This is a genomic window from Rhodococcus xishaensis (assembly GCF_004011825.1).
GTDB lineage: Bacteria > Actinomycetota > Actinomycetes > Mycobacteriales > Mycobacteriaceae > Prescottella > Prescottella xishaensis.
Genome location: NZ_RKLO01000005.1, coordinates 135954 through 149657 on the forward strand (window position 1 = coordinate 135954; position 13704 = coordinate 149657).

Here is a 13704-nt window from a genome sequence, read left to right on the forward strand (position 1 = left end):
CACTGGCGGACGGCGGTCGGAGGTCTAGTCGGCCCAGTGCCCGGTGCGGGCGAACCCGTCGAGGACCGCTGTCGGCCCGGCGAGGTCGATCCCTTCGGACGCGACCCAGTCGTCGTCGAAGTACGTCTCGGAGTAGCGCTCTCCGCCGTCGCACAGGAGCGTGACGACGCTGCCGCTACGCCTCTGCTCGAGCATCTCGGCCACCAGCCCGAAAGCGCCCCAGAGGTTGGTCCCGGTCGACCCACCCACCTTGCGGCCGAGCACCTCGCTGGCGTGCCGCATGGCCGCGATCGAACCTGCGTCGGGCACCTTGACCATCCGGTCCACAACCTGGCCGATGAACGACGGCTCGACCCGTGGGCGGCCAATCCCCTCGATCCGAGAACCCCGCTCCGACGTGGAGGTGAGGGCGCAGTCGTCACACCGCCACGCATCGAAGAAGACGGAGTTCTCCGGGTCCACGACGCACAGCCCGGTGTCGAACTTGCGGTACCGCAGGTACCGGCCGATCGTCGCCCCAGTGCCGCCGGTGCCGGCACCGACGACGATCCACTCGGGAATCGGGTTCTCCTCCTGCTGAAGCTGCGTGAAGATCGACTCCGCGATGTTGTTGTTCCCGCGCCAGTCGGTGGCCCGCTCGGCATGAGTGAACTGATCCATGTAGTGGCCACCAGTCTCGGTCGCCAACCGCTGCGACTCGGCGTAGATGAGTGACGGGTCCTTCACGAAGTGGCAGCGACCGCCCTGCGCTTCGATGAGCGCGATCTTGGCCGGACTCGTACTCGCAGGCATCACCGCAACGAAGTCGAGGCCGAGGAGCTGTGCGAAGTACGCCTCGCTGACCGCAGTCGATCCCGAGGACGCTTCGATGACGGTGGTGTTCTCGCCGACCCAGCCGTTGCAGATCGCATACAGGAACAGCGATCGGGCTAGCCGATGCTTGAGGCTTCCGGTGATGTGGGTGGACTCGTCCTTGAGATACAGCTGGACGCTCCACTGGGGCGGTAGCGGATAGCGCAGCAGGTGCGTGTCCGCGCTGCGCTGCGCGTCGGCCTCGATCAGACGGACTGCATTGTCGACCCACGTACGCGGGCCCCGCCGGTCGAGGACGACCGTCACCGCCGGTCTTCTCCCCGGAGCTTCGCCTGCAGGTCGGCCTTGTCGGCGCGGCGCTGCGCATCAACTGCGGCGATATCGCGGTTGACCCTCTTGCGAAGCCTCGAGAAGAGAACCAGTGAGAGCGGCAGCGCGATGAGGACCGCGAACAACGCGGCCACGATGAGCGGCACCTCCACGCCGAACAGTTCGCCACCGAACAGGATGACGGCGGCGAGGACGACCACGAGACCGAGTCGCGCCGCCGAGTACGCGAGGACGTCGCGGACAAGGGTGCCGGTCGTTACGGTTCCGCCGGCCGGGCTGTCGGCATTTCGATCCTGTTCAGGAGGAGTCTGCGCTGCTTCACTCACACGATCAGGGTACCGACAGCCGGTGGCCCCCACAGCAGCGCCGCGAGGAGGGAAGGCCGGAGCGACGACACCGGGAAAAGGTGCTTCAATCGACGAAACGATATTTCGTGCTGAAGTGCCATCGGCGAACACACAGACGGATTTCACACTAGGTGCTGGCAACCCCGTCCATACTGGGATTTCCGATTCCCGTGCACACCCCGTAATACACGAGTCCGACTAGTCCGTTTTGTCTATTACCTCCGCTTTACCAACTTTAGATCGTTCGAGTACCCGGGGGGTTGAGTGCCACTATGTCGAAGCCGGTTGACAAACGAACCGGTCCCGTATCCCCACGGCCGACCCCTGCGGTAGGCCCCGAACCTTGGAGGATCGATGAGCGCACCCACCTACAACGGCGCCAAGGAAGCCTTGCTGACTCCAGGCCAGGTCGCCGCACTGTTCCATGTCGACCCCAAGACCGTCACGCGTTGGGCGCACGCCGGCCGGCTCGGATCTCTGCGCACCCCCGGAGGACACCGGAGGTTCCGTGAGGCCGAGGTGATGGCGCTGCTCTCGTCCCTCACCACCGAGGCACACCACTCCTGAGTGGCGTAAACGCCGACGGGGACAGGTAGATGCCGGGGCGACCCGGACACGGCTACCCTCGTAATCAGGAGGTGCACCGTGATCTACCTGTTGGCCTTTATCGGCCTGGTAACGCTCGCTGTCCTGTTGTGGAAGGCGTTCGGCCCGACCGCCACGACCATGGTTCGGGGCGGCGGGGCGACCAGGACCGGCCGAGTCGTCGGCCCGGACGACGATCCCGAGTTCTTGTGGCGCATGGATCGTGACAACCATCGCCGCCAGTCGGGAACCGACACCCCGACCGACCCGGAGAGCTGATCCACGCTCCCCAGGGGTGACGGTCCGCGCCGGGTAGGGCCGACGCGCCCGGACGACAACCGAATGTGCAACGGTCGCCGTGCAGATGCACGGCGACCGTTGCGCGTTTCCGCCTCCGTTCGGGCGGTGACGTTCAGTTGAGGCCGGCGTAGGAGTGCAGGCCCGAGACGACCATGTTGATGATGAACAGGTTGAACAGCATCGCCACGAAACCGGCGACGTTGATCCAGGCCGCCTTGGTGTCGCGCCAGCCCGATGTCGCCCGGGCGTGCAGGTACGCCGCGTAGATGACCCACGTGATGAAGGAGACGGTCTCCTTGGGGTCCCAACCCCAGAACCGGCCCCAGGCGGCCTCGGCCCAAATCGCGCCGAGGATGATGCCGGCACCGAACAGCGGGAAGGCCACGATGGTCGTCTTGTAGGCAAGGCGGTCGAGGGTCAGTGCGTCAGGCAGACGTTGGGCCAGCTTGCTGAAGGGCCCGGTACCCTCCTCCCCCTGCGGGAATCGGATCCGGTACAGGAACAGCAGGCTCGCGACGCCGGAGACCAGGAAGATGCCGCTGCCGACGCTGATGATGGTCACGTGGATCGGGAGCCAGAACGACTGGAGCGCCGGAACCACGGGGGCAGCGTCGGAATAGAGCACGGTCGCCGCGAGGAACATCAGAACCAAGACCGGCACCAGAAGGAAGACGAACAGGTCGGTGTTTCTGCGCATGGCGACGATGCCGGCGACTACTGCGGCCGCACAGGCCATCGTCACGAACTCGTACATGTTGCCCAGCGGGAAGCGGTCGGTCGCGAGTCCTCGCAACACCATCGACGCGATGTGCAGCACCACGCCCACGATCAGCAGCGAGTACCCCATGCCGCCGAACTTCTCCGACCACGTCTTGCCGGGCGTCGACGCCACCCGGCCGGGCTGTTGACCGGTCGGGGCGACCGGTGCACTCCCGGCTCTGACGAGTTCGCGTTCCTGGACCTCACGCGCCCGCATCGACGCGTACCGGGCGATCAGCAGGACCGTGGCGAGGACGTAGATCGCGAACGCCGACTCGAACGACCAGTCGCTGTAGCGCGCGAGTGTCTCGTTGATCGTCATGAATTCATCTCCTGCCCGTCGTGCGCCCGTGTTGTCCGTTGTGCCGAGGGGTGACCGAGCAGGCGGATGCGCAGTCGGTCGAACTCGTCGCCCCAGCCGGCCTGATCCGTTCGAGCCAGGCCACCGAGTTCTACTACGGTTCGTCGTTCATTCGCGGTCAATGTAGCCGACGCCGGGCCGGGGTCCTTCCCGGGTCCAGGCTCCGGATAGATCCGCACCCACACCCGACGCCGCTTGACGACCAGCGAGACCAGCAGGCCCGCCATCATCACGAGCGAGGACACCAGAACCCACTGCTGCGCGGGATCGTGCGAGACCTGCAGGTTGACGAAGTCGACGGCACCGTCGAAACGCACCTCCGTGCCGTCCGCGAGTGTCGCGCTCTCCCCGGGGAACAGGTTCACACGCTCCTGCTTGACGAGGCGGCCCTGGTTGATCAGCTCCTCGTTGAGCGAAAAAATGCTCTGCGGAAAGCCGGTGTCGAGACCGGTGTCACCCTTGTAGATGTCGATCGCGACGGCCGGATCGATCAACTCAGGGAAGCCCGACGACAGCAGCGTCCCATCGAACACCGCGGTCGGGGCGAACAGGCCCTCGATCGCGATCTGGTTCTTACGCCGCTCGTCCTCGTTCGGGTACAAGCCGCCGGGCGGGTCGAAACGCATCGCACCGCTCGACAGGAACGTCGTCGCGTCCTCCGGCGCCCACTGCAGGGTCTCGGAACGCGTCTCGCCGTTCGGGAAGGTCACGGTGAACGTCGGCGCGTAGCCATGACCCTGCAGGTAGACACGGTCACCTGCGACCCGCAGCGGATGGTTCACCTTGAGCTGGGCGTCGCGCCATGTGTTCGAAGTCAGGTCCTCACCGGTCTGGTACGAGATGTTCGAAGTGAACATCTCGGCCTGGCCGTTGTCGAGGTAGTCGGCCGTGAAGTCGTTGACCTTGAGGCACAGCGGGGTCATGCCGGTGCCGTCCCGTTCGTTGCCCGCCCGGAACGAGTCGAAGACTGCGGGGGACGTCGTGCAGATACCCGGCCCACTGTTCGCCACGATGATCACATTGCCCTCGTAGTGGAACAGCTTGCCGGCTGCGATCGAGATGAGCAGCGCCACCAACGACAGGTGGAACACCAAATTGCCGGCTTCGCGCAAGAAGCCCTTCTCGGCGGAGAGCGTGATCTCGCCCGGGCGCTTCGCGCGCTCCCCGCCGGAGCGCTGCTCGACGCGCCACCCGCGCAGGTGGCTCCGGACGCGGCCCGCGACGGCCTCTGGGGTCTCGTCGACGGTCTCGACATGGTGATGCGGGAGCCGACTGAGGTTGCGTGGCGCAGCAACGGGCTTCGCACGCAACGCCTTCGCGTACTCGACGCAGCGCGGGACGATGCAGCCGACCAGAGAGACGAACAGCAGGACGTAGACCGCGGTGAACCAGAAGCTGCCGAAGACGTCGAACAGTTCGAGCCGGTCCATGATCGGCCCGAGGGTCGGTCGGGCCGCGATGTACTCGTTAACCTTTCCCTCGTTGAGGCTGCGCTGCGGAAGCAGGGCGCCCGGAATGGCCGCGAACGCCAGCAGGAACAGCAGCACCAGGGCGGTGCGCATCGACGTCAGACCGCGCCAGGTATTGCGAACCACGGCGACGGCACGGCCGAGCAGCGACTGCCGTGGCGGACGCGGCGACGACTCGTCGATCCCGTCCGAGGACGACGCGTCCGCGCTCAGCGTGTCTCGAGCGGTCATATCGGCAGGACCACGTCCGTGATGAATGCGTCACGGACCCAGCTCACGAACAGGTCCCACGCCCCGGTGACCAACGCGATGCCGACCATGATCAACAAGATCCCGCCGAAGACCTGGATCGCCCGGCTGTTGCGGCGCAGCCAGCCGACACCGGCCAGTGCGCGCGCCGAGCCCAGCGCCACCAGCACGAAGGGGAGCCCGAGCCCGATGCAGTAGGCGACGATCAGGGCGACGCCGCGTGCTGCCGTCGCGCCCTCGGTACCGGCCGCCACCGACAGGACCCCGGCGAGCGTCGGACCCAGGCAAGGCGTCCAACCGAGTGCGAACACCCCTCCGAGCAACGGGGCACCCGCCAACCCCGAGACCTGTCGCGGCGCGAACCGGGTGTCCTTCTGCAGGACCGGGATCAGCCCCACGAACGCCAGGCCCATCACGATCGTGACGACGCCACCGACCCGCTGGAGGACCTCCCGGTTGAGCGCGAGTGCCTCGATGGCACCGAAGACGGTCGCAGTCGCCAGCACGAAGACGACGGTGAATCCGAGGACGAACAGACCGGCGGCCCCGGCGACGCGCAGTCGGCCGTCGCGCAGAGTCTTGGTCCGGGTGTGCGCCTCCGCCGTAGTCACGGCCGGCGCCTCCGCCCCGACCACCCCGGCCAGGTACGACACGTAGCCAGGAACGAGTGGCACGACGCACGGTGAGGCGAAGGAGACCAGACCGGCGAGCACACACGCGCCCAGCGCGAGCAGCAACGGTCCGGTCGAAGCGGTCTGCTGGAACGCCTCACCGATGCCGGCCAGAAATACCGTGTCCTGGGTCATGCCTGATCCTGCGGTTCCTGCGCGATCCGTTCCACGACCGGCTGCAGGTCCTCGGCCAGCAGTTCCTTCAAGTAGACGGCCGCAACGCGATGCTCACGGTCCAGCACGATCGTGGTCGGCACGACGCTGGTCGGGTAGTTCTTCCCGAGCATCATCAGCGTGCGGAACTCGGGGTCGTAGATCGAGGGATAGGGCACGTTGTAGTTGACGTGGAAGTCCTGAGCCTTGCTCTTCGTCGGATCCTTGACGTTGATGCCGAGGAACTGGACGCCGAGATCCTTGGTGTTCTGGTACACCGTCTCGAGATCGTCGGCCTCAGCACGGCACGGGGCGCACCACTGGCCCCATACGTTGAGCACCACGACCTGTCCCTCGTAGTCGGACAACGATGTGGTCTTGCCTTCGGTCATCAGGTCCGGACCCGAGACGTTGCCCGCCTTGCCGCGATCGGAGGGCGGATCGTAGAACAACTCGGTCTTGCCACCCGGCGAGACGAACACGAAGGTGCCGCCCTGCGCGACTGCGTCACTGCCAGTGGCGCAGCCGGCGATAACCGCGGCGAGGGCGGCCGAGCAGGCCGCCGCGGCCAAACGTAGAGAAAGGAACCTCATGCGCCGGTCACCCTCGGGTCGGACGCACCGGCCGGCTCGGAGTAGATGATGTCGACGAGTGTGTCGCCCTCGTAGACCAGAGACGTCAACGACGCGAGCCCGCACTGCCGGTTGCGTGGGTCGTGCCAGAGCCGCTCGCCCTGCAGGAAGCGGCGCAATGTCCACACGGGCAGCTGGTGGCTGACGCACACGGCCTCGTGACCCGCCGCGGCAACACGAGCGGCGTTGACGGCGGCGAGCATGCGGTGCGCGATCTGCAGGTAGGGCTCCCCCCACGACGGGGTGAACGGATCACGCAGCTTCCACCAGTGCCGTGGGCGGCGCAGCGCACCGTCGCCGACGGACACCTTGAGGCCCTCGAAGTCGTTGGCGGCCTCGATGAGGTTGGCGTCGGTCCCGATCGGCAGCCCGTGCTTCTCCGCGATCGGCGCGGCGGTCTCCTGCGCTCGCTGCAGCGGCGACGCGACAACGTGAGTGATGTCGTGGTCGGCGAGCGCCAAGGCGACGGTACGGGCCTGCGCTTCACCGTTCGTGGACAGCCGAAAGTTCGGGAGACGTCCGTAGAGGATTCCGCTCGGGTTGTGCACCTCTCCGTGCCGGAGCACGTGGACGATGGTGCGGGTGTCGGAGTGCCTGTGGTCGGCAGCGCTCGCGTTGTCGGCGTCGGTCACGTTGTGGTCCCTGCGTTTCGGTTGTCAGCCAGTTGCGGTTGTCAGTCTGCGCTGCGGCTCAGTTCTGTGCTGCGGCGGCGGCCTTGGCCGCATGCGGGGCGGCGTCGGCGATCTTCGAAAAGGCGTCGTCGTCGAGGGCCGACGAGACGAACCATGCCTCGAATGCACTCGGCGGAGCGTAAACACCGCGCGAGAGCAGGGCATGGAAGAAGTCGGGGAACCGCCCTGTGTCTGCGGCCTTGGCCTCGGCGTAGTTCGTAACCGGGTCCGCGGAGAAGAACACGCTCACCAGGTTTCCGGCGAACTGGACGCGATGTGGGACGCCCTCGGCGGCGAGCGCGTCGCCGAGCAGTGCGCCGAGCGTCCGCGCGTTGCGCTCGAGCGCGGCGTAGACGGCGTCGTCGGCGGCGCGCAGACTCGCCAGGCCGGCGGCTACGGCAACCGGGTTTCCGGACAGTGTGCCGGCCTGGTAGACGGGGCCGGACGGGGCCAGTCTGCTCATGACGTCGGCCCGGCCACCGAATGCGGCGGCAGGCAGCCCACCACTCATGACTTTGCCGAACGTGTAGAGGTCACCGGCGACGCCGTCGCGGCCGAACCACCCGGAACGGCTGACACGGAACCCAGTCATGACCTCGTCCATGATCAGCAGCGCACCGTGCTCAGCGGTGATCGCGCGCAGGCCCTCGTTGAAACCCGGCAGCGGAGCGACCGCACCCATGTTGCCGGCGGCGGCCTCGGTGATGACGCAAGCGATCTCGCCGGGGTTCGCGGCGAATGCGGCTCGTACGGCCTCGATGTCGTTGTAGGGCAGGACGATGGTGTCCTCGGCCTGCGCTCCGGTCACCCCGGGCGACGTCGGCAGACCGAAGGTGGCCAGCCCCGAACCGGCGTCCGCGAGCAACGCGTCGACGTGCCCGTGGTAGCAGCCGGAGAACTTGACGACCTTGGAGCGGCCGGTGAAGCCGCGGGCCAGACGCACCGCACTCATGGTGGCCTCGGTGCCGGAGTTGACCAGGCGAACCTGCTCGACCGGTGCGACGCGGCTGACGATCTCCTCGGCGAGCGCGATCTCACCCTCGGTGGGCGCGCCGAACGACATCCCCGTCGTCGCGGCCTTCTGCACGGCTTCGACGATGGCCGGGTGCGCGTGGCCGAGGATCATCGGGCCCCACGAGCACACCAGGTCGACGTACTCGTTGCCATCGACGTCGGTGAGCGTGCAGCCGGATGCCTCTGCGATGAAACGGGGAGCGCCGCCGACGGAACCGAACGCACGTACCGGGGAGTTGACACCGCCGGGAATGACCTTGGACGCCCTGCCGAAGAGCTCAGAAGAACGGGCATCACGAAAGTCGGGTCCCGCACCGGACCCGCTGGAGGCAGCACTCACGCCTCCAGTGTCCCAGTTCTTTCGAATTCGACAACGACAGGCTGTAGGAGGTGGCCGGAATCACACAGTTCGCGAGCGCCTCGCCGCGACTACGCACCCGACGGCGCGACGTGGAGCACCTTGTCGTCCGAACCGTTGTCGGTGGTGATCAGCAGGCTGCCGTCGGGCATGCGAGTGGCCGAGCGCAAGCGACCGTATTCGTCGGTGAGCGCTGAATGCGTCGCGACGACATTCTCGCCGTCGTCCGACAACTTCAGGAACAGCAGCTCCTGCTCCTTCTGACTGGTGACGGCGAGCGCGCCGTCCCACTCACCCCAGCTCGCGCCGGAGACGAAAGTGCCGCCGGGCGTCGCGATCGTCGGCGTTCCGGAACTCCACACGGCCGCGACGGCACCCGGTACCCGGTCCGGGTCGGTCATGGGCACGCTCTCGTCGTATATGCCCGGCTCGCGATCCGGCCGCCAGCCGTAGTTGTTGCCGGCCTGCAGGAGGTTCACCTCGTCGTCGCGATGGGTGCCCTGTTCGATGCTGTAGAGCCGCCCGGTGCCCGGCTGCAACGCCAGGCCTTGTACGTTGCGATGCCCGAGCGTGAACAGCGGGCTTTCGGGGTCGGGGTTCCCCGCCGCCGGGGTTCCGTCGGTGTTGATGTGCAGCACCTTGCCGCCCAGGGAGTTCCGATCTTGCGGCGCGGTCGGTGACGTCGCATCACCCGTGCCCACGTACAGAGTGCCGTCCGGATGGGCGAGGATACGGCAGCCGCCGTGACGTCCATCGGCAGCCGTCGGCATTCCCGTCAGGACGTCGCCGGTGCGAGTGAGGGCGGTCCATCCCGGATCCACCGTCCACGACACGACGCGGATGTCGGTGCCGCTGCCGGTGTCGACGGATTCGCCACCGTCGCTTCGATGCCCTTGGCACGTGTAGATCGTCCGACTGGTCGCGAAGTCGGTGGCCAGCGCTATGCCCATGAAACCGGTCTCACCCTGGGCGTACAGATCCGACAGGTCCGCGGTTACCTCGCCGACGCTGCCATCGGCCCGCTTGACCACGAACCGGCCTGCACGTTCGCCGGTAAGGATCGCGCCGTCCGGGGCTGCCACCACGTCCCACGGATTCTCGAGATCGTTCATGACCGTGGTGACGTCGAGCGCCGGAAACGACGGCGTCGGTTCGGCGCAGGCCGTTGGCGCGACGACGATTCCGATGACCGCCATCGCACCGATACCTGCCCGTCGAACCGGTGCACGCACGAATAGGCCTCCCTGTCGACTGCCGATTCGTGCACAGCCTACGACAGCGCCATCGCGGACGCGATGAACCACACGGTGGTTACTGGACCAACTCGTATCCCGCCTCCGCGACCGCGGCGGCGACGGCGATGGTGTCCATCGGCACATCGCTAGTCACGACGACACGTCCGGACGCCACGTCGACGTCGACGGCGGTCACCCCGGACAGCTCGCTGATCTCCTCTGTGACCGCGGAGGCGCAGTGCTGGCAGGTCATGCCCTTGACGATGTAGGTGTGCTCCATCGGGGCCTCCTCATCCACGATCGCCAAGCGGTCAGGATTTGACCAGACGGGCGACCGCATCGGAAGCCTCTTTGACCTTCGCGTCGGCTTCCGGGCCGCCCTTCTTCGCGGCCTCGACGACGCATCCCGCGAGGTGTGCCTCGAGCAGCTTCAACGACACCGACTGCAGCGCCGACGTGGCCGCCGACACCTGGGTGAGCACGTCGATGCAGTAACGATCGTCCGCGACCATGCGCGAGATGCCCTGCACCTGTCCCTCAATGCGCCGCAGACGCTTGAGCAGGTCCTCCTGCTGCGAGCTGTATCCGTTGTTCATGCGTCCTATGATACCCCCTACGGGTACTTGCCCTATGGGGATCGCCGCGCGTAACGACGCAGAACGGCAAGCAGGAGTAGACCTGCGACGAGAACCGATGCGAGCGCCGCCGAAATCCATGCGCCCGAGTACCGCACTGACGTGAACGACGGCGTCCCGGGCGCTATGGGTTCGAACTCGACAGTAGTGACGCCTCGCGTCCAGCACACGACTGCGAGCACGAGTGCCACTGCAGCACCGAACGCCTCGGCGACCAGGACCACTGGGGCCGCGATCCCTCTGACCGTCGCGAGCGGCCGCTTCACGATGTACCCCGCACCCGAGCGAGCGCGTCGGTGAGCGCCACCCGCAGGCCGTCGTCGTCGCGAGCCCAAGCCTGTACCAGCGAGCCGTCACGCAGCCTCAGGCCGATCCCCTTGCGCCGCCGAGGCACACTCGACAGTTCCCCGAGACTGCGTGCGAACTCCCAGCGCTGCGGCTCGTCGGCGTAGGGGTCGGCCTTCGGCAGCACGGCGTCGATCTCGGCAAGGAGCAACTCCTCGGTACCCTGCCGCAACGAGGCCGCGCCCAACACAACACTCACGTGCCGACGCGCGGCGACCACCTGCGCGTAGACGATGCCGGTGAGGATGACGGCGAACAGCGTCAATGCGAACCAGTGCACCACCGGCCCGGTCAGCAACTCGATCACGAGGGCCACGATGCAGAACACGGGGCCATAGGCGACGGTCCGCCAACGGGCGCCGGGCTCGATGAACAGCGGCTCAGTCGGACTGTCGGCGTTTGAACCACTCACGCGCACCCTCCCGAAACACCAAAACGCATGCCACGACCAGCAGCAACGGAACCACGAGCAGCAACGGCGCAATCACCCCGACCGCCGACAGTGCAATCGCCGCCACCGCGAACACCGCCGACAGCAGCACCACGATATTGCGCAGGCGCGAATTGCCGGCCCGCACGGGCGCCGCGAGAAATCCTATGACGAGTCCGAACACCAGCGACGCGATCCCGATTCCGCGCAGTAGCCCCACGAACGAGTCTGCGCCGGATCCGAGCCGTTCTTCGATTGCGTCGGCGGATGTCGTTATCGCCAGCAGACCGAGAAACACCATAGCGGCGGCGCAGACCACCCAGATCCAGTAGGCGACGGAGACCAGGCGCGGGGTCGACTCACTCACGACCTCATCCTGGTGCATCGACTGCTCGCCGACGAGGCAGGGCTCAGCGGACAAGGGCGCCCGATACGACCAGGAGAACGAGTGTCACCAGTCCGAACAGCGCGAACAGGGCGATCCACAGCAGTTCCCGTCGTCTTCCTGGTCCGTGCTCGACACGCATCACTACTCCCTGAACGAATCCGAACACCGGGTCAATGTGACGTGCTTCACACTACAGGGAGAGGTGGGTCCGAATCTCCGCGTCGCGATCCGCGCCTCCTCCACAGCAGTCAGCGCGACGGTGGAAGTTTCCCGAAGTACTCGTTGGAGCCTTGGCGGTACATCAGCACGATCGCACCTACCGCCATCACAGCCTGCAAGATCCCTGCACCGCCCATGACGAGCGCCGCGGTCCCGCTGGCCGGCCCCGCACCGACAATCGTTTGCAGCGCCGAGAACAGAACGAACGCACCGGCCATCGTCAACAGCATGCGGGCCCAATTCCTGCCACGGCGCATCTTGAACGCGAACAGCACAGTCAATCCGCCCAGCACGACTGTGAGGAGGATGCCGGTGCCGACGAGCCCGATCGCCATCAGCTGCTCGGCCTGCGCACGCGTCAAATCCTGGCCCGACTGGGAGGCGACGTCGTCCACCAATTGGTCGATGAACGAGGCCCGGTCGTTGTAGATGAACAGCAGCGCCGCAACCAGTTGGACCACGCCGAGAGCTGCGACGACCAACCACAGCTGGAAGGCCGTGACGATATCGGCGGGCACCGGCTTGTGCTGTCCCGTGGGCGGCATTGGATCCTGCCCCGCCGGCTGGTGCGGTCCCGCCGGGTGGCGCGGAGTACCCGGCCACGGGTCGGGCTGCCCCGGTTGCTGCTGGTTCTGCCCCGGCCACTGCTCGGTCATGACAGCCACCCCGCGGCCTCGGCGGCCCAGTAGGTCAGCACGATGTCGGCCCCGGCGCGGCGGATGCTCAGCAGCGACTCGAGGACGGCGGCGTCGCGGTCTATCCAACCGTTCTGTGCGGCCGCGGTGATCATCGCGTACTCGCCGGAAATCTGGTACGCGGCCACCGGAACCGGCGAACGGTCGGCGACCTCACGGAGCACGTCGAGATACGACATGGCAGGCTTCACCAGCACCAGATCGGCCCCTTCGGCGAGGTCTAGATCCACCTCGAGCAACGATTCGCGCCGGTTCGCCGAGTCCTGCTGGTATGTGCGGCGGTCACCTTCGAGGGACGAGCTGACAGCCTCGCGGAACGGGCCGTAGAACACCGACGCGTACTTGGCCGAGTACGCCAGCTGCCCGACGTCGGTGTGGCCGGCCGCGTCCAGACCCTTGCGGATCGCAGCGACCTGGCCATCCATCATCCCGCTGGGGCCGAGAAGGTGGGCACCGGCTTCTGCCTGAGCGATCGCCATCTCGACGTACCGGGCCAGCGTGGCGTCGTTGTCGACGCGGCCATCGTCGGAGAGCACGCCGCAGTGTCCGTGCGAAGTGAACTCGTCGAGGCAGGTGTCCGCCATGAGGACCGTCGCGTCGCCCAGTTCGGTCTTCAGCGCACCCAGACCGCGGTTGAGGATGCCGTCCGGGTCGGTCGCGCCGGAGCCGGCCTCGTCCTTGTCCTCCTCCCGGGGCACACCGAACAGCATCAGTCCACCCACACCCGCCTCGACCGCGTCGGTCGCGGCGGACCGGAGCGAGTCGAGCGTGTGCTGGACGACACCCGGCATGGACGAGATCGGCCGCGGATCGTCGATGCCGTCGGCGACGAACATCGGAAGCACCAGATGGCGCGGTTCGAGTGACGTCTCGGCAACCAACCGGCGCAACGCGACGGTGCCACGCAGCCGCCGCGGGCGGCGGGCGGGAAAGTCGCCGCTGCGTGCCGGAGACCCGTCGCGGCTTGCGGGAAAGCCGTCATGGCGGGCTGAAAAGAGGTTGTCGCGATGTGTGGGAAACACGGGGCGGCTCTCCTCCTGACTTC

Annotated in this window: 18 protein-coding genes; 2 read left to right on the plus strand and 16 right to left on the minus strand. The window is 67.0% G+C overall.

Going from position 1 to position 13704, the window contains the following annotated elements; translation table 11 throughout:
• Positions 1-24: 24 nt before the first annotated feature.
• Positions 25-1119, minus strand: a complete 1095-nt coding sequence (gene cds1, locus EGT50_RS12825) for an L-cysteine desulfhydrase Cds1 (RefSeq protein ID WP_127955043.1) — start codon at positions 1117-1119, stop codon at positions 25-27.
• The gene (locus EGT50_RS12830; RefSeq protein WP_127955044.1) at positions 1116-1469 is read right to left on the minus strand and encodes a DUF4229 domain-containing protein; all 354 of its coding nucleotides are present in this window, start codon (positions 1467-1469) and stop codon (positions 1116-1118) included. Before EGT50_RS12830 ends, cds1 begins: the two co-directional genes overlap by 4 nt.
• A gap of 375 nt (positions 1470-1844) precedes the next feature.
• Here EGT50_RS12830 and EGT50_RS12835 point away from each other — a divergent pair, with 375 nt between their 5' ends.
• Both EGT50_RS12835 and EGT50_RS12840 read left to right on the plus strand, forming a co-directional pair.
• On the plus strand, positions 1845-2057 hold the full coding sequence (locus EGT50_RS12835; RefSeq protein ID WP_005518137.1) for a BldC family transcriptional regulator: 213 nt from the start codon (positions 1845-1847) through the stop codon (positions 2055-2057).
• A 78-nt stretch (positions 2058-2135) separates the two neighbouring features.
• Positions 2136-2354: a hypothetical protein gene (locus tag EGT50_RS12840; protein ID WP_127955045.1), complete on the plus strand. Its 219-nt coding sequence runs from the start codon at positions 2136-2138 to the stop codon at positions 2352-2354.
• A gap of 133 nt (positions 2355-2487) precedes the next feature.
• Here EGT50_RS12840 and ccsB read toward each other — a convergent pair whose 3' ends face one another.
• The 14 genes from ccsB to hemB all read right to left on the minus strand — a co-directional run bounded on the left by ccsB (position 2488) and on the right by hemB (position 13681).
• A complete protein-coding gene (ccsB, locus tag EGT50_RS12845) occupies positions 2488-3456 on the minus strand; it encodes a c-type cytochrome biogenesis protein CcsB (protein ID WP_127955046.1) in 969 nt (322 codons plus the stop codon).
• Positions 3453-5195 (minus strand): cytochrome c biogenesis protein ResB, encoded by a 1743-nt coding sequence (gene resB / locus EGT50_RS12850; protein ID WP_127955047.1) that lies wholly within the window; start codon positions 5193-5195, stop codon positions 3453-3455. The genes ccsB and resB overlap by 4 nt, the downstream gene beginning before the upstream one ends.
• The gene (locus EGT50_RS12855; protein ID WP_127955048.1) at positions 5192-6019 is read right to left on the minus strand and encodes a cytochrome c biogenesis CcdA family protein; all 828 of its coding nucleotides are present in this window, start codon (positions 6017-6019) and stop codon (positions 5192-5194) included. The genes resB and EGT50_RS12855 overlap by 4 nt, the downstream gene beginning before the upstream one ends.
• Entirely contained in the window at positions 6016-6630 is a 615-nt protein-coding gene (locus EGT50_RS12860; protein WP_127955049.1) for a TlpA disulfide reductase family protein, read from the minus strand. The genes EGT50_RS12855 and EGT50_RS12860 overlap by 4 nt, the downstream gene beginning before the upstream one ends.
• Positions 6627-7301 carry a histidine phosphatase family protein gene (locus tag EGT50_RS12865; protein ID WP_127955050.1) on the minus strand — a complete coding sequence of 225 codons (675 nt, stop codon included), beginning with the start codon at positions 7299-7301 and terminating at the stop codon, positions 6627-6629. Before EGT50_RS12865 ends, EGT50_RS12860 begins: the two co-directional genes overlap by 4 nt.
• Positions 7302-7359: 58 nt before the next feature.
• On the minus strand, positions 7360-8694 hold the full coding sequence (gene hemL, locus EGT50_RS12870; protein ID WP_127955051.1) for a glutamate-1-semialdehyde 2,1-aminomutase: 1335 nt from the start codon (positions 8692-8694) through the stop codon (positions 7360-7362).
• A gap of 89 nt (positions 8695-8783) precedes the next feature.
• The gene (locus tag EGT50_RS12875; protein ID WP_127955299.1) at positions 8784-9908 is read right to left on the minus strand and encodes a PQQ-dependent sugar dehydrogenase; all 1125 of its coding nucleotides are present in this window, start codon (positions 9906-9908) and stop codon (positions 8784-8786) included.
• Positions 9909-10023: 115 nt separating this feature from the next.
• The gene (locus EGT50_RS12880; protein ID WP_127955052.1) at positions 10024-10227 is read right to left on the minus strand and encodes a heavy-metal-associated domain-containing protein; all 204 of its coding nucleotides are present in this window, start codon (positions 10225-10227) and stop codon (positions 10024-10026) included.
• A gap of 31 nt (positions 10228-10258) precedes the next feature.
• Entirely contained in the window at positions 10259-10543 is a 285-nt protein-coding gene (locus EGT50_RS12885; RefSeq protein ID WP_127955053.1) for a metal-sensitive transcriptional regulator, read from the minus strand.
• A gap of 32 nt (positions 10544-10575) precedes the next feature.
• On the minus strand, positions 10576-10848 hold the full coding sequence (locus EGT50_RS12890; RefSeq protein WP_206615818.1) for a hypothetical protein: 273 nt from the start codon (positions 10846-10848) through the stop codon (positions 10576-10578).
• Positions 10845-11339 carry a hypothetical protein gene (locus tag EGT50_RS12895; RefSeq protein WP_127955054.1) on the minus strand — a complete coding sequence of 165 codons (495 nt, stop codon included), beginning with the start codon at positions 11337-11339 and terminating at the stop codon, positions 10845-10847. The genes EGT50_RS12890 and EGT50_RS12895 overlap by 4 nt, the downstream gene beginning before the upstream one ends.
• Entirely contained in the window at positions 11308-11724 is a 417-nt protein-coding gene (locus EGT50_RS12900) for a hypothetical protein (RefSeq protein WP_127955055.1), read from the minus strand. The genes EGT50_RS12895 and EGT50_RS12900 overlap by 32 nt, the downstream gene beginning before the upstream one ends.
• A gap of 269 nt (positions 11725-11993) precedes the next feature.
• Positions 11994-12620, minus strand: a complete 627-nt coding sequence (locus tag EGT50_RS12905; protein WP_127955056.1) for a hypothetical protein — start codon at positions 12618-12620, stop codon at positions 11994-11996.
• Complete coding sequence (gene hemB / locus EGT50_RS12910) at positions 12617-13681, minus strand: porphobilinogen synthase (protein WP_268960685.1); 1065 nt, start codon at positions 13679-13681, stop codon at positions 12617-12619. The genes EGT50_RS12905 and hemB overlap by 4 nt, the downstream gene beginning before the upstream one ends.
• Positions 13682-13704: the final 23 nt, after the last annotated feature.